14 protein-coding genes and 1 pseudogene are annotated in these 18,482 nt (G+C 34.1%); all 15 read left to right on the plus strand.

Annotated elements, in window-relative coordinates; all coding sequences use genetic code 11:
• The coding region (locus ABS911_RS10285) for an ROK family protein (RefSeq protein ID WP_350467523.1) at nt 1-426 on the plus strand (426 nt) is incomplete at its 5' end.
• Nucleotides 427-459: 33 nt separating this feature from the next.
• A complete protein-coding gene (locus ABS911_RS10290; RefSeq protein ID WP_350467524.1) occupies nt 460-1,455 on the plus strand; it encodes a LacI family DNA-binding transcriptional regulator in 996 nt (331 codons plus the stop codon).
• A gap of 200 nt (nt 1,456-1,655) precedes the next feature.
• Entirely contained in the window at nt 1,656-2,645 is a 990-nt protein-coding gene (locus ABS911_RS10295) for a LacI family DNA-binding transcriptional regulator (protein ID WP_350467525.1), read from the plus strand.
• A gap of 209 nt (nt 2,646-2,854) precedes the next feature.
• The gene (gene ganS, locus ABS911_RS10300; RefSeq protein ID WP_350467526.1) at nt 2,855-4,138 is read left to right on the plus strand and encodes a galactooligosaccharide ABC transporter substrate-binding protein GanS; all 1,284 of its coding nucleotides are present in this window, start codon (nt 2,855-2,857) and stop codon (nt 4,136-4,138) included.
• Nucleotides 4,139-4,232: 94 nt separating this feature from the next.
• Nucleotides 4,233-5,498 carry a carbohydrate ABC transporter permease gene (locus ABS911_RS10305; protein ID WP_350467527.1) on the plus strand — a complete coding sequence of 422 codons (1,266 nt, stop codon included), beginning with the start codon at nt 4,233-4,235 and terminating at the stop codon, nt 5,496-5,498.
• Nucleotides 5,499-5,500: 2 nt separating this feature from the next.
• A complete protein-coding gene (ganQ, locus tag ABS911_RS10310) occupies nt 5,501-6,349 on the plus strand; it encodes a galactooligosaccharide ABC transporter permease GanQ (RefSeq protein ID WP_502880529.1) in 849 nt (282 codons plus the stop codon).
• Between the two features lie 74 nt (nt 6,350-6,423).
• Nucleotides 6,424-8,487, plus strand: coding sequence for a beta-galactosidase (locus tag ABS911_RS10315; RefSeq protein ID WP_350467528.1), 2,064 nt, complete (start codon nt 6,424-6,426; stop codon nt 8,485-8,487).
• A gap of 196 nt (nt 8,488-8,683) precedes the next feature.
• Nucleotides 8,684-10,063 (plus strand): annotated as a pseudogene (locus tag ABS911_RS10320) (sucrose-specific PTS transporter subunit IIBC); the annotation flags it as partial.
• A 40-nt stretch (nt 10,064-10,103) separates the two neighbouring features.
• Entirely contained in the window at nt 10,104-11,510 is a 1,407-nt protein-coding gene (locus ABS911_RS10325) for a glycoside hydrolase family 32 protein (RefSeq protein WP_350467529.1), read from the plus strand.
• Nucleotides 11,511-11,645: 135 nt separating this feature from the next.
• Nucleotides 11,646-12,305, plus strand: a complete 660-nt coding sequence (locus tag ABS911_RS10330) for an undecaprenyl diphosphate synthase family protein (protein ID WP_350467530.1) — start codon at nt 11,646-11,648, stop codon at nt 12,303-12,305.
• 228 nt (nt 12,306-12,533) lie between these two features.
• Nucleotides 12,534-13,712, plus strand: coding sequence for a BglG family transcription antiterminator (locus tag ABS911_RS10335; protein ID WP_350467531.1), 1,179 nt, complete (start codon nt 12,534-12,536; stop codon nt 13,710-13,712).
• Nucleotides 13,713-13,766: 54 nt separating this feature from the next.
• Nucleotides 13,767-14,576 carry a PTS sugar transporter subunit IIA gene (locus ABS911_RS10340; protein ID WP_350467532.1) on the plus strand — a complete coding sequence of 270 codons (810 nt, stop codon included), beginning with the start codon at nt 13,767-13,769 and terminating at the stop codon, nt 14,574-14,576.
• Nucleotides 14,576-14,857, plus strand: a complete 282-nt coding sequence (locus ABS911_RS10345) for a PTS sugar transporter subunit IIB (protein WP_350467533.1) — start codon at nt 14,576-14,578, stop codon at nt 14,855-14,857. The genes ABS911_RS10340 and ABS911_RS10345 overlap by 1 nt, the downstream gene beginning before the upstream one ends.
• A 45-nt stretch (nt 14,858-14,902) precedes the next feature.
• Nucleotides 14,903-16,252, plus strand: coding sequence for a PTS ascorbate transporter subunit IIC (gene ulaA / locus ABS911_RS10350; RefSeq protein WP_350467534.1), 1,350 nt, complete (start codon nt 14,903-14,905; stop codon nt 16,250-16,252).
• Nucleotides 16,253-16,383: 131 nt separating this feature from the next.
• Entirely contained in the window at nt 16,384-18,375 is a 1,992-nt protein-coding gene (gene tkt, locus ABS911_RS10355) for a transketolase (protein ID WP_350467535.1), read from the plus strand.
• Nucleotides 18,376-18,482 lie beyond the last annotated feature (107 nt).

Consider the following 18,482-nt stretch of genomic DNA (forward strand, 5'->3'; position numbering starts at 1 on the left):
AGCGGTTTTGGGCATCCTGAAATGGGTCATCTTTTAGTCAGCATGCATCCTGACGATGATTTTGAAGGTGTTTGTCCTTATCATGGAAATTGTTTAGAAGGTGTTGCTGCAGGCCCAGCTATTGAAAAACGCTATGGGAAAAAAGGGTATGAGTTAGCAGAAGAAAAAAAAGTCTGGGAGATAGAAGCGTTCTATTTAGCACAAGCTCTAGTGAATTATACATTGATTCTTAGCCCTGAAAAAATCATTTTGGGCGGTGGGGTTATGAAACAAACTCAATTGCTCTCTATGATCAAAGAACAATTTACTCAATTGATGGCTGGTTATGTTGCGACTCCTTCTTTAGATGAGTACATTGTAACTCCAAAACTGGAAGATAATGCAGGAATAATGGGTTGCTTGTTGATGGCTATTGAAGAAAAATAATGAGTAAAGATCAAAGAAACGTAGGGTGACAAGATGGTGACCATAAAAGATATCGCTCATAAAGCTGGGGTAGCTAAAAGTACGGTTTCCAGGTATTTGAATGGCGGATCCGTTAGTAAAAAAACGAGAGCCAAGTTAGATCAAATTGTTAGTGAAACCGGCTATGCACCGAATACTTTTGCGCAAAGTTTAAAAGCGAAAAAAACAAAGATGATAGGTACCATCATTCCTAGATTGGATTCATTTGCAACCAATACTATTTTAGCAAGTATTGATGAAGAACTAAGGAATAAACAATATCAATTAATTATTACAAACACAAATCAAAATGTTAAACGTGAAGTAGAAAATATTTATACGTTGGCAAAACAAAAAGTAGATGGGATCATCCTTTTGGCTACAGTTGTAACCCCAGCTCATCGAAAAGCTATAGCAGACGTCAACATTCCGGTTTTGCTACTGGGACAATCTGCAGATGGATTAAATACGATCGTTCATCAAGAGTATGAAGCTGGGTTTAAAATGGGAAGTTATGCAACTGATTTAGGTCACAAAACATTTTTGTATTTTACCGTCCTTGAAGAAGATGAGGCAGTAGGGCAGTTGAGATCAAAAGGCGTTTTAGATGCGTTGAAAAGCTCTCCAGAGACGACTGTTGAAGTTGTTGAAACAAGTTTTTCCTTTTCAAAAGCGTATGGAAAAGCGATGAGTGTATTGACAGAAACAACGGCTACGTATATTTTGTGTGCGACTGATAATATCGCGTTAGCTGTTATGAAAGCTGCGCACACATTAGGATTAACGATTCCAGAAGATTTCTCATTGTCTGGATTTGGTGGCTACGAAGTTACATCAATCGTTACACCAACTATTACAACTGTAAAATACCCATATGAAGAATTAGGTTCAGTTTCAGTGGCGAACCTTATTAGTTTAATTGAAGGTGAAGATAAACTAATCACTATTGAATTACCTAATGAGTTGATTGCTAGAGAGTCGACTATTCAGTTAACTAGAAAAACTCCTTAATTTTTTTATTGAGGAGTTTTTCTTTTCTTTTCGTTTCTGAATAGAAATAAAATGAAAAAAGTAATGCTATTATATACGATTCAAGTATATAGTAAAATAATTTACTAAAAACAACCATTTTCTATCATTTCGTTTAAAAAAGCTAATCGTTAGGCTATACTGATAATAGATACAATTAATAGATCAGGAGTGTGAAAGAAATGGCGACTATAAAAGAAGTTGCACTGGAATCCGGTTATTCTATCGCCACTGTTTCGCGGGTATTAAATAATGACCCCAAATTATCTGTTGGGGATGAAACAAGAGAAAAAATATTTGAAGCAGCCGATAAATTAAATTACCGAAAAAAAATAGTGCAACCTCAAGTAAAGAATATTGCTTTTCTTTATTGGTTGACAGATAAAGAAGAGCTAGAAGATGTTTATTTTAAGCAAATACGTTTAGAAATTGAAACATTAGCTAAAAAAAATAATATTGAACTTATAACTTATAAAATTACTGAAGGAATCAAAAATATCCCAACTAACATTGAAGGATTTATAGCTATAGGTGGTTTTTCTTCTAAGGAATTAGCTCACTTAAGAAAATTGACATCGTGTGGAGTGTTTTTAGATACTGCCCCAGATCCTGATCACTATGATTCAGTCCGACCAGATCTTATACGTATAACTGAACGAGCAATTGATTTCTTTATTGATAAAGGTCATACAGAAATTGGATTTATAGGTGGGAATTATCATAATCCTGATACAGATGAAGATGAAATGGATATTCGAGAACGGAAGTTTAGACGTTATTTAGAGAATAAAAACTTATTAAAGGAAGAATATATCTTTAGTAAACGTAGATTCTCTGTAGATTCAGGCTATGAACTAATGAATCAAGCAATCACTGAACTTGGAGATAACTTGCCTACTGCCTTTTTTATTGCCGCTGATCCAATTGCTGTTGGTTGTCTGCAAGCTTTAAATGAAATTGGGATAGCTGTTCCTGATCGTGTGAGTATGATCAGTATGAATAACATCAGTGTAACAAAGTACATTTCACCTCCATTAACTACGTATGCTATAGATACTCATGAAATGTGCAAAAATGCCATTGAATTATTATTAGAACGAATTATAGAAAAACGTCGTATTGTAAAAACTGTTATTTTGGGCGCAAATTTAATTATTCGGAAAAGTACCTAATAGCAACTTGCAAGCCATTTATTCCCTTTAAAATAAAGGAATAAATGGTTATTTTTTTATTGGTAAAATGTTTTACTAAAATTAACTTGTAAAAATAGTAAAATATTTTATTTACTATTTTTACAAGTTGTGATATATTATTTTTAGAAAGCGGTTGCACTTTTTTGAACGTAAACTGCTTTAAAAAATGTGTGAGGGAGTGTTTAAGGATGGGAAAGTATAAAAGATTTGTTAGCTTAATTGGGGCTATTACATTGGGATTAACGTTAGCTGGTTGTGGTCCAAGCGAAAGTTCCGGTACTGAATCAGATACAACTAATAAAAAAAATAATAATGATTATGATTTACTTATTTGGGAAGATGTAGATAAGTCAGAAGGTATTGAAGAAGCTGTTGCAAAGTTTGAAGAAGAAAATGATGTGACAATTGAAGTAGTAGAAAAAGCATACGCTTCTCAAAATGAAGATTTACGTTTAGATGGACCAGCAGGAACGGGTCCTGATGTTGTTACTATTCCAGGAGATCAAGTAGGAACTTTGGTAACTGAAGGATTATTAAAAGAGTTAGAAGTTGGAGAAGATACTCAATCTCTTTACACAGAATCAGCTATGCAATCACAAATTGTAGATGGCAAAGTATATGGATTACCTAAAGCAGTTGAAACGACTGTTCTTTATTATAATAAAGATATTATTGCTGAAGAAGACGTTCCAACGGATATAGATGGTTGGTTTGATTTGTCTAAAGAATTAACAAAAGAGGACAATTATGGATTGCTAGCTTTGTGGGATCAAATATATTATGCACAAAGTGTTTTAGGTGGTTACGGCAGCTATGTCTTTGGACAAGATGCTGATGGAAATTATGATGTGTCTGATATTGGTATCAACAATAAAGGAGCAATTGAAGGGGCAGAATATATCCAAAAATTCTATAGTGAAGGGTTATTTCCAACAGGTATAATCGGAGAGCAAGGAATCAGTGTTTTAGACTCTCTTTTCTCAGAAGGAAAAGCAGCTGCTGTTATTTCAGGACCTTGGAATTTAGGACCGTATAAAGATGCTGGAATTAACTATGGTGTTATGGCGTTACCTAAACTTTCAAATGGGGAAAACATGAGTTCATTTATTGGAGTGAAAAGCTATAACGTTAGTTCATATTCTGAAAATGCAGAATTAGCACAAGAATTTGTAACATTCCTAGCAAATGAAGAAAATTCAAAAGTTCGCTATGAAAAAACTTTAGAGGTACCTGCTATACAGTCTTTAGCTACTGATCCTGCAGTATTAGAAAATGAAAGTTCACAAGCCGTAGCAGAGCAATCTCAATACTCAGAATTAACACCAAATATTCCTGAAATGAATGAAGTTTGGTTACCTGTAGACTCAGCACTACAAACCATTGCAACAGAAAAAGCTACTCCTAAAGAAGCTTTAACACAAGCTGTTGAAACGATAAAGGGACAAATAGAAGCAAATCATAGTGGAAATTAAAAAATAGATTAATAGTAAGAAAATGGGGCGAAAAAATAAACTTTTCTAAATTAAGAAGAGCTGTCCCATTTTTTTATTTTAATAATAAAAGAGGGTGAAAATATTGGAACACCGAAAAGTAGCTACAACGTTATCCATTATTCCAGGAATTGGTCAATTTTATAACAAGCAGATTGTTAAAGGTTTGGTATTCTTGATTGGAGCAATTGCCTTTGGTATAGCTTTTGCAGATTTATTGAATATGGGATTTTGGGGATTATTTACATTAGGAACGGAAGTACCTCGAGATAACTCTATATTTCTTTTAGCGGAAGGTATTATTGCTATTATAGTAACGGTATTTGGCGTTGCATTGTATTACATAAATCTAAGAGACGCCTATGCAAATGGAAAATTACGTGATGAAAACTTGCCATTAAATTCAATCAAAGAACAATACCATCAATTGATTGATCAAGGATATCCGTATGTTATCAGTGGACCAGCTTTATTCATCTTAATTTTCGCTGTTATATTTCCGATTTTATTTAGTTTTGCCTTAGCTTTTACAAATTACAATTTGTATAATTCGCCACCGGCAAATTTAGTTCAATGGGTAGGATTAGACACATTTAAAAATATTTTCACAGTGGATATTTGGCGTTCAACTTTTATAGACGTCCTAGGTTGGACAATTGTATGGACTGTTGTTGCTTCAACATTGCAAGTAGCATTAGGAATATTTATGGCTGTTTTAGTTAATCAAAAAGACTTGCGATTAAAAAAAATCATTCGAACTGTATTAGTATTGCCGTGGGCAGTACCAGGATTTGTAACAATTTTGATTTTTGCGGGAATGTTTAATGATAGTTTCGGAGCAATTAATACGACTATTCTAGCTGGTTTTGGACTTGATGCTATCCCTTGGATGACAAATGCGAACTGGACAAGGATCGCGTTATTAATGATGCAAGGTTGGTTAGGATTTCCATATATTTTTGTTGTGACTACAGGTGTACTTCAATCTATTCCAGAAGACTTGTATGAAGCAGCTACGATTGATGGAGCCTCATCTTTTGGGAAATTCAAACATATTACCTTGCCATTACTATTAACATCTATCGCGCCAATTATTATTACGCAATACACATTTAATTTCAATAACTTCAATATCATCTATCTCTTTAATGGAGGCGGACCTGCAGTTCCTGGTTCAACTGCAGGAGGAACAGATATTTTAGTTTCTTGGATATATAAATTAACCATGCAATCTAGCCAATATTCTTTAGCTGCTGCACTGACGATCTTACTCTCTGTCTTCGTTATTACTATTGCGTTATGGCAATTTAGACGAACTAGTTCGTTCAAGGGAGGCGAATAATAATGAGTAATGCAAAAAAACAAAAGTTCACTCGTTTATTCTTTACGTATTTGATTTTAGTTATTGTAATGGCAGCCATTATCTATCCATTACTTTGGACAGTTGGAGCAAGTTTTAATCCAGGAAATAGTCTAGTGAGTACAACTCTAATTCCAGAAAATCCAACTTTATATCATTACAGAGAATTATTCGCGGGAAATAAAAATTTACCATATGTTCAATGGTATATGAATTCAATGAAAATCAGTGTTTTTACTATGATATTTACGGTTATCAGTGTTTCATTTACAGGTTATGCTTTTTCAAGGTTCCGGTTTAAAGGAAGGAAGAATGGTTTAACACTTTTTCTGTTATTGCAAATGATTCCACAATTTTCAGCTTTGATAGCCCTTTATGTATTAGCTCAAATGTTAGGATTAATGAACAGTCATTGGTTGCTGATCGTTTTATATACAGGAGGACAAATACCAATGAATACTTATCTAATGAAAGGATACATGGATTCCATACCAATTGATTTAGATGAAAGTGCCCGAATGGATGGCGCAGGTCCTACTCGAATCTTTTTACAAATAATTATGCCCCTCGCAAAACCAATGTTAGCAGTAGTTGCAATGAATGGATTTACTGGACCATTGGGAGATTTTGTATTGTCTTCAGTAATTTTGAGGAATACGGAATCCTATACTCTTCCAATTGGATTATTTAACTTAGTAAATGATGTGCAAGGAGGAAGTTATACAACATTTGCCGCTGGAGCTATATTGATCAGTATCCCAGTAGCTATTATCTTTGTCCTATTGCAAAAAAACTTTGTTGCTGGTTTAACTGCGGGAGGAACAAAGGGATAACAGAGATTTAAAAACAATAAAGAAATTACACATACTAAAATTAGTTCTGTTAGTCAGAAAGGAGCGATAAGTAAATGAATGAACGAACGAAAAAGCAAGTAACTAAAGCAAATTTTTTACTGCACGGAGGGGACTATAATCCAGATCAATGGTTGGATTGTCCGGATATTTTAGCAGAGGATTTAACTTTAATGAAGTTAGCGAATACGAATACGTATTCTATTGGAATATTTGCATGGAGTGCTTTGGAACCAGAAGAAGACAGTTATACGTTTGAATGGATGGATAAAATAATTGAGGATATCCATCAAAATGGAGGCAATATTATTTTAGCAACTCCAAGTGGGGCACGTCCTGCTTGGATGTCAGAAAAATATCCTGAAGTGTTACGAGTAAATGAAAATCGTCAAAAACAACTTCAAGGAGCAAGACACAATCACTGTTTTAGTTCAAAAGTTTATAGAGAGAAAACACAAAAAATGAATCGAAAACTGGCTGAACGGTATGGAGATCACCCAGCATTGATTATGTGGCATATATCGAATGAATATGGGGGAGAGTGCCATTGTGATCTCTGTCAAGAAGCGTTTAGAGAGTGGCTGAAGAAAGAATACAACGCAGACTTAAAAGCATTAAATGATGCTTGGTGGGGGCCTTTTTGGAGCCACACGTTTACTAGTTGGTCTCAAATACAATCTCCTTCCCCGATTGGAGAAAATGCAGTACATGGATTGAACCTAGATTGGCACCGATTTGTTACAGACCAAACAATAGATTTTTATGAAAATGAAATTGTTCCTATGAGAGAGCTGACACCTGAAATCCCGATAACAACAAACTTTATGGCAGACACTACTGATTTGATTCCATTCCAAAGCTTGGATTACAGTAAGTTTGCCAAACATGTTGACGTTATCAGTTGGGATGCTTATCCTGCTTGGCACAATGACTGGGAAAGTACAGCGGAACTCGCATCAAAAGTCGCCTTTATTGATGATCTATATAGAAGTTTAAAACAACAACCTTTCATTTTGATGGAGTCTACCCCAAGTGGTGTAAACTGGCACCCAGTAAATAAAGCCAAAAGACCGGGAATGCACTTATTGTCTTCTATGCAAATGCTAGCTCATGGATCAGATAGTATTATGTATTTTCAGTGGCGTAAATCAAGAGGATCTTCGGAAAAATTTCATGGAGCAGTTGTAGATCACGATAAAAGTCCAGAAAATAGAGTGTTTAAAGATGTATCAGATGTAGGAGCAGTTCTCAAAAAACTAGACAATGTTGTAGGAAGTACGCGTTCAGCGGAAGTTGCTTTTTTATATGATTGGGAAAGCAACTGGGCATTAGATCATGCACAAGGCTTTGGATTAGAAACAAAGCAATATCCACAAACAATCCAAAAACAATATCGCTCATTTTGGGAAAGAGATATTCCAGTTGATGTGATTACAAAAGAACAAGATTTTTCAGTTTATAAATTATTGGTAGTACCCATGTTGTATTTAATGAGTAAAGAAACAATCAATCGGTTAAAATCCTTTGTCTCAAATGGAGGTATCCTTATTTCAGGCTATATGACTGGTTTAGTTGATGAACATGACTTAGCTTACCTAGGAGGTTGGCCTGAGCAATTACAGGAAATTTTTGGAATGAAGCCTTTGGAAACTGATACACTTTATCCTACAGATAAAAATGAAATTCAGTATAAAGGTAAAAATTATCTCTTAAATGAGTACGCTACTATAATGGAAGTTAAGGATGCAACGGTTATAGGCACTTATCAGGAAGATTTTTATGCTCATACTCCAGCTATTACGAAGCATGCTTATGGAAAAGGTGAAGCATACTATATTGGTGGGCGATTAGAGCATAGTTTTTATGAAGACTTTTATGAAGGAATAATAGAAGAGCTGAATTTGAAACCAAAATTATTCATTCAGCATGATAAAGGAGTATCTGTTCAAACTCGTGAAACTGAAGAAGAAGATGTTACATTTGTAATGAATTTTTCAGAAAAAGAACAAAAAATTAGCTTAACAGAAACAGTAAATGATCATTTGAATGGCACAAGTTTATCTGGTGAAGTCACTTTAGAGCCTTATGGTTTTAAAGTGTTATCTAAAAAAATAAAGTGAAATATAATCTGAAACCAACCCTATCTTAGATAAACGGAGATAGGGTTGGTTTTTTTATAAATATATCGCTGTAAAAAAATAGAATTAGAGCACTATAGAGTATTTAAAAGTATAAAGTAAATTTGTAGACAAATTAAATGAAATCGGTTAAACTAAAAATAGAAACCGGTTCCAAAAATGAAAAGGAGGAAAAGTCATGTCGAATAATAAAGAAATAGCAAAGGAAGTTATTGCAGCAGTTGGTGGAAAAGAAAATATTCGTTCTGTAGCTCATTGTGCAACTAGATTAAGGATCATGGTAAACGATGAAAATAAAATTGATAAGAATACAGTAGAAGGCATTGAAAAAGTAAAAGGCGCATTTTATAATTCTGGACAATTTCAAATTATTTTTGGAACCGGTACCGTTAATAAAATTTATGAAGAAGTTGTTGGTTTAGGAGTGAATGAAGGTTCTACGGGTGAAATGAAAAAAGAATCTAAGAAACAAGGGAATATATTTCAACGTATGATTCGGACATTTGGTGATGTGTTTGTCCCAATTGTTCCTGTCTTAGTTGCAACCGGATTATTTATGGGATTACGAGGATTGTTAACACAAGAACAAGTTCTGGCCGTTTTTGGAATGGTACCAACAGATATCAGCCCTAATTTCTTATTATATACTCAAGTGTTAACGGATACAGCTTTTGCTTTTCTACCAGCTTTAGTTGCTTGGTCTTCATTTAAAGTATTCGGTGGATCTCCAGTTATTGGGATCGTTTTAGGATTAATGTTAGTCAATCCTTCTCTTCCAAATGCTTATGAAGTAGCTGGTGGAACAGTAGACCCCATTACGATGTTTGGCTTTATTCCAGTCGTTGGTTATCAAGGAACCGTGTTACCGGCCTTTATCGCTGGTTTTGTAGGTGCAAAATTGGAAAGATGGCTCCGGAAATATGTACCTGAAACATTAGATTTATTGATTACGCCATTTGCGACATTATTGATCATGAGTATCTTATCGTTATTTGTTATTGGACCGGTCTTCCATTCTTTAGAAGAAGTTGTATTAAATGCAACCATTTGGATATTAGGATTGCCATTTGGTTTGGCTGGTTTAGTCCTAGGTGCAATAAATCAATTGATTGTTGTAACCGGAATTCATCACCTCTTCAATTTCTTAGAAATTCAATTATTAGCAAATACAGGTGTGAATCCATATAACGGAATTATTACAGCCAGTGTTGCAGCACAAGGTGGAGCAACATTAGCAGTAGCGATGAAAACAAAATCTAAAAAATTAAAAGCATTAGCATATCCTTCAACATTATCTGCTTTCTTAGGGATAACGGAGCCAGCTGTATTCGGGGTAAATTTACGTTACGTTAAACCTTTTGTCTTTGGACTAGTTGGTGGTGGAGTCGGTGGTTTCTTTGGAGACTTAGTTGGATTGGAAGCAACCGGTATGTCTCTAACCGTTATACCAGGAACACTACTTTACTTGAATGATCAAATCCTTCTCTACATTTTAGGTAATGTTATCGCAATTGCTGTAGCATTTACATTAACTTATTTATTTGGTTACAGCGACAAAATGAGAGAAGAAATTGAAGGCTGAAAGGACGTATAGATTTATGAAACAAACCAATAAAATGGAGCAATACGAGTTGGCCTATCATATTCGACCACCTCATGGATTGCTAAATGATCCAAACGGACTCGTTTATTACAAAGGTGTTTATCATGTCTTCTATCAATGGAATCAAACGGATACAACACACCAGTCAAAAAGTTGGGGACATATGACAACGAAAGATTTTATCCGTTGGGAGACTTATCAGCCAGCGCTGGAACCTATTGATTGGTATGATAAAGACGGATGCTACTCTGGTAGTGCCATTGTGTTTGAAGGAAAACTGTATCTATTCTACACTGGAAACGTTCGAGGAGAAGATGGAGAACGCAAAAGCTATCAATGCTTAGCTATTTCAGAAGATGGTATCCATTTTGAGAAAAAGGGACCGGTTTTAGAGCACCCAATAAAAGGTTATACTGCTCATGTTAGAGATCCAAAAGTTTGGCAAGGAATAGATGGCAACTGGTGGATGATCTTAGGAGCACAAAAAGAAGAAACCTTAACGGGTGATGCATTAATGTACCAATCTACTAATTTAATCGACTGGACTCTAACTGGATCGTTGTTGGATGAACCGCTCTCATTAGGGTACATGTGGGAGTGCCCGGATGTTTTGAAATTTACTGATAAAGATGTATTTTCATTTTCTCCGCAAGGTTTAAAAGCGGAAGGAGAAAAATACAATAATATTTACCAATCTGGTTATTTTACAGGGAAATTGCATGATGGTAAATTTGTAAAGGATAATCAACCCTTTAAAGAACTGGATCATGGTTTTGAATTTTATGCGCCACAAACCTTTAATGATCACGCTGGACGCACGATTCTATATGGATGGGTAGGTGTGATGGAACCAGAAGTAGAAGCAGCTGTGCCTACTAGAAAGAACGGTTGGTTGCATGCCTTGTCGATCCCAAGAGAGGTGAAATATGAGAATGGAAAACTTATCCAATACCCTATTGCTGAAACAACTCATTTAAGAGAAATAAATCCTGTTGTTAGCAAAAGTATCCAAGATGAAAGCCTTACGTTAACGTCACTCCAACAAGATATTCTTATTGAGTGGGGTTCTGCAGCAATGGATTTTGTTATCCATTTAAGAAATGAAATTGAGATCCACTATCAAGCAGTAAACAAAAAACTAACCGTTATTCGAACAAATTGGCTGACAAATAATAAAGAAGAAAGAACAACTTTTTTAACAAATGATTTGATAGAATTACGGTTGTTGATTGAAAGCTCAATGGTAGAGATGTTTTTGAATAAAGGAGAAGAAGTGTTTACGTTAAGATATTTTACAAACGAAATGAACCATTCATTTAACTTTAAGTATTTAAATAAAAAAGTAGAAAAGACTATCACTGGATATGCTCTTCGTTCATTTATAGTGAAAGACAAGAGTTAAATAAAAAAGTTAAATAAAAAAACCTCTCAAAAGAAATTATTTTGAGAGGTTTTTTCATAGAATAAAGTAATTTATTATTTATTTAATACGAATTCAGTTACAATAATAAGAGGATGAGTTAAAGGGGGAAATCAAATGGCAACATACAAACGTCTGCCTAAACATATTGGTATTATTCCAGATGGCAATAGACGATGGGCTCAAGAAAATGGTTTTAAAAAGCAAGAAGGTTACAAATTTGGTATAGAACCTGGATTAGAATTGTATCATCTTTGTTTAGAATTAGGCATTGAAGAAATGACTTTTTATGGTTTTACTGTAGACAACACCAAGCGACCAGCTGAACAAACAAAAGCTTTTCAAAAGGCTTGCGTAGATGCGGTCAATAAATTGAAAGACAGGGATGCTGATCTGCTGGTTGTTGGAAATACTAATTCCCCACTGTTTCCAAAAGAATTACTCCCTTATACTAAACGGACTAAATTCGGAAAAGGATTAATGAAAATCAACTTTTTAGTGAATTATGGCTGGAATTGGGATTTAAACTATGGCATAAAACAAAATGATTCTGATTCTAAACAAGATTTCACAAAAAATATTGCATCTTCAGATATCTCAAGAATGGATCTTATCATACGATGGGGCGGCAGAAGAAGATTAAGTGGATTCTTGCCGATCCAATCGATCTACTCAGATTTTTATGTAGCTGAAGAAATGTGGCCGGATTACAATCTCGATCAAGTACATGCAGCACTGCAATGGTATCAAGGTCAAGATATTACATTAGGTGGATAAAAGATCGAGCGTGAAATTTAACTTAATTAGAAAAAAATAAAGCAAGTCTAATCCACTATTCATCAGGATTAGACTCGCTTTATTTAGTTGAAAGCGGATAAATTTAATCATACAGAGACTAAGGTGAGCACAATGAATCAAGAAAACGATTACAAAAGTTGGGTTTAAATCCAATTGATATAGAGCGAGTAGACTATTATAGTTAATTTATGAAGAGGAGGTACTCTTTTGTTTGATGAAAGAGCTTATAAGCTATTCGAAGAAATAACGATACATGATAAGATGAGTAAATTTGAAGTTATGAGAGGATTAAACATAACCGAAAGACAACTTCAGTATGATTTAGACAAAGTTAACGATACATTGCAAATGATGAACTTGCCTATGATTAAAATAGAGAACCAAGATTTCTTTATAGATAAAAAATTAAAGAAGCGAATCCAAACAGGTTTACCATTAGATATTAATGCAAAACAATTCGTTATAGCTGAAGATACTCGAAGTCTTTTAATTTACTTGTATACCTATATAAGAAGTGAGCCAGTATCAAATTATCATTATCAATTATTGCTAGGTGTAAGTAAAAATACTGCTTTAACTGATGTGAAAAAAACGAAGCTGAATTGTGAAGAGTGGGATATTAGCCTAGCATATTCAAGGAAGGAGGGGTACTACTTAAAAGGTAGTGAGAATGGTAAATGGCAATTTGCTTCTTATTGTATCGATTATTTACTATCACAACCTTTTGGGAAAGAACTGATCATTTTAATCATAAAAGCATGGAGAAAAGAGGAAGAACTTGTACTCGTTCAACAGTCAGTTGAAGAGTTAATAAAAAAGAATCATTTGAAACTCGTTAAAAGTAGAAAAGCCGAAATGATTCTGCATATTCTTTTTGTTAAATTAAGGAATAAGACTGCAAAGCTTGAGTATACTGAATTTGAAAAACAATTGTTGCAAAGACAATTGTTGTTTGAAAAAGGGAAACAATTGGCAATTTCTTTGTTTGATGAAAAAAATAGAATGGTTGCGTATTTTTTAACTATTCAATTATTGATAACTCAACAAGAAATAGAGGACAAAGAAAATCCTTTTCTTGAAGAATTAGCTGAACAAATTATCGAAGAATTTGAAAAAAGCACATTATTGCCAATTAGCAATAAAAAGCAATTAAAAAGTAGTTTATATAACCATCTTGTTCCAGCCTTTTTTAGAATTACATTTGAAATTCCGTTGGTTAATCCAATGATAAAAAGAATAAAGACAGAATATGCTGATTTATTTGAATTTGTAAAAAGAGCCTTGGATCCTTTGTCAGCTTTGACAGGAAAAATAATTAGTGAAACTGAGATAAGCTTTTTTACATTACACTTTGGTGGTTATCTAGAGAAAAACAAAGAAAAATAACCAGAAAAAATAAATGCATTAATTGTCTGCTCGAATGGTATTAGCACTTCAATTATGTTGCGTTCCCAATTACAGGACATGTTTCCAAGCATTCAATTCTCGCGGGTACATTCTATTGAACAAGTTTATCATATACCTATTACTGATTATGATTTGATTTTTTCAACAGTCGAAGTTATTTCAATCAAACCTGTTTATCGAGTTAAGCCATTATTAACGGATATAGAAAAAAATCACCTTATTCAATCTGTAGCTACTCAATTTCCAAGACTAAATTTAAAAAATATTTCAATGGATCAGTTAATGAAAATAATTCATAAATATACCGAAGTAAAAGAAGAGAAAAAAATGATTTCGGAAATAGTTGATCTTATCCATTTAAAAGAAATAGAAAAGGAGAGTTATAAGCCAATGCTTTCAGAATTATTAACTAAAGATATGATCCAATTTACAAATGAAGAAATGGATTGGAAGAATGCAATAGCTAAAGCAGCTCAGCCTTTAGTTGAATCCAATAAAGTTCAGTCAAAATATGTGGATGCCATGATAAAGAATGTCGAAGAAATTGGAACCTATATCCATATAGGTAAAGGAATTGCGATACCACATGCAAGACCTGAAGAAGGGGTAAACAGTTTAGGTATTTCTTTTTTAAGAACAACGACCCCCGTACTGTTATTAGATAAAGAAGAACATAAAATTGATATTTTTATTTGTTTAGCCGCTATTGATAATCAAGCACACTTAAAAGCATTAGCACAAATAACTAAACTTTTAAGCAATGATGCAACATTAACTGCAATTAAAGAATCAAAAACAGCAGAAGAAATTATTAGTATTATAAAAAAAGGAGAAGATGAATAATGAAAATTTTAGCAGTTTGTGGCCAAGGATTAGGAACAAGTTTTATGGTGGAAATGAATATTAATCAAGTACTAGGTGAGTTAGGCGTTACAGATGTAGAAGTTTCTCATTCTGACTTGAGTTCTGCACAACCAGGAGATGCAGATATATTTTTCTTAGCTAAAGATATCGCTGAAGGTGGAGAACAATTAGGGAACATTGTTATTTTAGACAGCATTATTGACATTGATGAATTAAGAGAAAAAGTTAAAAAAGCACTTGAAGAAAAGGGTATGCTATAAAATTAGTTCAAAAAAAATGATAAATGAATAGGAGATAGAAAGAATATGAATACTTTAATTGACGTATTAAGTGAACCCGCCATTTTAGTAGCCTTTATTGCACTTATTGGTCTTCTAGTGCAAAAGAAAAAATCGTCAGATATCATAAAAGGAACGATTAAAACATTTGTTGGTTTCTTAGTAATACAAGCAGGTGCAGGAATTTTAGAAACCTCTTTGGCGCCTTTTGGTTTAATGTTCCAAGAAGCTTTTAATATCGCAGGAGTAGTTCCGAATAACGAAGCTATTGTTGCATTAGCTTTAACAGAATATGGAACAAATACAGCATTAATCATGTTCTTTGGAATGGTTGCTAATATTCTAATTGCACGATTTACCAGATTTAAATACATCTTTTTGACAGGACATCATACCTTATATATGGCTTGTATGTTAGCTGTAATAATGGCAGTAGCTGGATTTAATACAATTCCATTAATTATCGCGGGTTCTGTAGCGTTAGGTATTATTATGACTTTATCGCCAGCCATCGTTCAACCATTTATGCGTGAATTAACTGGAAATGATAATGTTGCACTTGGACATTTTAGTGCAGTAGGTTATGCAGTAAGTGGTTATGTTGGAAGAATTTTTAAAAAGGATAAAGAACACTCTACTGAAAACATTAACTTTCCAAAAGGGCTTGGTTTTTTACGTGACAGTACAGTAAGTATTGCAATTACTATGATTGTTATGTACTTTATTGTTGCACTATTTGCGGGTCCTCAATTTATTGAAGCAGAACTTAGTGGAGGAACAAACTTCTTAGTATTCTCACTGATTCAAGCAGGTAATTTTGCAGCTGGTGTGTTTGTGATCCTAGCTGGAGTTCGTTTAGTTTTAGCAGAAATTGTTCCAGCATTTAAAGGAATCTCTACAAAATTGGTTCCAAATGCTAAACCAGCACTTGATGTTCCTATAATCTTTACGTTTGCTCCAAATGCAGTATTGATCGGATTCTTCTCTAGTTTTGTAGGAGGAATTGTTAGCTTAGCTATTATGCTGGCTGTAGGAAGTACGGTTATTTTACCAGGAGTAGTTCCACATTTCTTTACAGGAGCTGCAGCAGGGGTATTTGGAAACACTACAGGTGGAATCAAAGGATCAGTAGCTGGTTCTTTCGTTAACGGTGTAATTGTTTCATTCTTACCGTTGTTATTAATGCCTGTATTAGGAGATTTAGGTTTTGCAAGTACAACCTTCTCTGATGCTGATTTTGGTGTTAGTGGTCTATTCTTTGGAACATTAGCTAACTATGCAGGACCAATCGCTATCGTTGTGAGTTTAATTGTTATTCTTGCATTAATGGCAATACCTTTTAAAAAGAAAACTGCTGAAGTAAAAGAAGCAAAATAACGTTAACTATTAAATAAGACTACTATGAATAAAAAGTGGATACTCAATATTGATGTATTCACTTTTTTTCTAGATTTTTACAATGAGAACGCTTTAAAAAAATTATACTAAACTATGGAGGGAAAATAATAATGAAAACAAGTACTTCAATTTCAGAATTATCGATCAATGCTATTCGTTCAATTACAATGGATAGTGTAGAAAAAGCTCAACATGGACATCCTGGCATGCCGATGGGTGCAGCTTCTATGGCTTATAGTCTTTGGAAAAAGGTAATGAATATAAATCCTAAAAATCCAAATTGGTTTAATAGAGACCGCTTTATTTTATCAGCTGGACATGGATCCCTACTGCAATATATTTTATTGCATTTTTCAGGTTTCGATTTATCATTAGATGAGATAAAACGGTTTAGACAATGGGATAGTAAGACACCAGGACATCCTGAATATGGTGTTACTCCAGGAGTTGAAGCTACAACTGGACCATTAGGACAAGGGATTCCTCAAAGTGTAGGAATGGCATTAGCTGAAAGACATTTGGCAGAAACATTTAATAAAGAAGGGTTTCCAATTGTAAATCATTTTACGTACACTATCTGTGGAGATGGAGACTTAATGGAAGGCGTGTCTTATGAGGCAGCATCATTTGCAGGTCATGTGGGTCTAGGACGCTTAATCGTAATGTACGATTCAAATGATATTAGCTTAGATGGTGATTTAGATCGTTCTTTTTCTGAAAATATTCAAAAACGTTTTGAGTCAATGAATTGGCAATACTTGCTAGTTGAAGATGGCAATGATATTGAAGCAATCGAAAAAGCAATCAATGAAGGAAAAGCAGAAACAAACAAGCCAACTATCATCGAAATAAAAACAACGATCGGTTATGGTGCTCCTACTCTTCAAGGAACAAGCGAAGTTCATAGTGATCCAATGGGCGTCGAGGAAATAAATAAAGCTAAAGAATTTTACGGTTGGGAATACGACGAATTTCATGTACCAAAAGAAGTTTATGAGGATTTTAAAACGATTCAAAAAAATGGACAAGAAAAAGAACAAGAATGGGATCACTTATTTAATCAATATGAAGAAAAGTATCCTGATTTAGCTAAAGAATTAAAAAGAATTATAGCAGGCAAGCTTCCAGAAAATTGGGACGATAATTTGCCTCTATACACTGAGGGAGAAGTTAAAGCAACAAGAGCTAGTGGAAGTGAAATCTTAAACGCATTAGCGATTAATATACCTGAATTAGTTGGAGGATCTGCTGATTTGGATGCTTCAACAAAGACAAGATTAACAAACTATGATAATTTTACAAAGACAAACTATGTAGGTCGTAATGTAATGTTTGGTGTTAGAGAGTTTGCTATGGGCGGTATTGCAAATGGAATGGCTTTACATCACCTAAGACCATTTGTAAGTACATTTTTTGTTTTCTCTGATTATTTACGACCAGCAGTTCGGCTATCTGCATTAATGAAAGTACCAGTAACCTATGTCTTTACACATGATAGTATTGCGGTTGGACAAGATGGACCAACACATCAACCAGTAGAACAGTTAGCTGCTTTTAGAGCAATGCCTAATCTTTCAGTGATTAGACCAGCTGATGCAAACGAAGCAAAAGAAGCATGGAAGATTGCTTTAACGCAAAAGGATAAACCAACAATGATTGTATTAGGCAGACAAGGTTTACCTACACTCGAAAATACAAATAATACTATATCTAAAGGTGTAAAAAAAGGAGCCTATGTTATTTCTGAAGCTAAAGAAGAACTAAGCGGAATTCTTATTGCTGCTGGATCTGAAGTATCATTAGCCATCAAAGCGCAAAGTAAACTGGCTGACGAAAATATTCATGTAACAGTTGTCAGTATGCCATCTTGGGATTTATTCGAAAAACAAACAAAAGAGTATAGAGAATCTGTTTTACCAAGTGCTATTCAAAAACGATTGACGATAGAAATGGGCTCTAAACTCGGTTGGAGAGAATATGCTGGATCAAAAGGTGCTATAATGAGTATTGATACTTTTGGAGCAGCTGGTCCTGGAGAAGAAGTTATCGAAAAATATGGCTTTACAGTTGAAAATGTTATAAAGAACTATAAAGAACTATAAAGAACTATAAAGAACTATAAAGAACTATAAGAGAGCGTCAATAAGTTTGTGTAAATAAATCGCCCTTCTGCAAAATAATCTGTTACTTAGTAAACATTGAAGCTAAT

This window comes from Carnobacterium sp. (assembly GCF_040274425.1).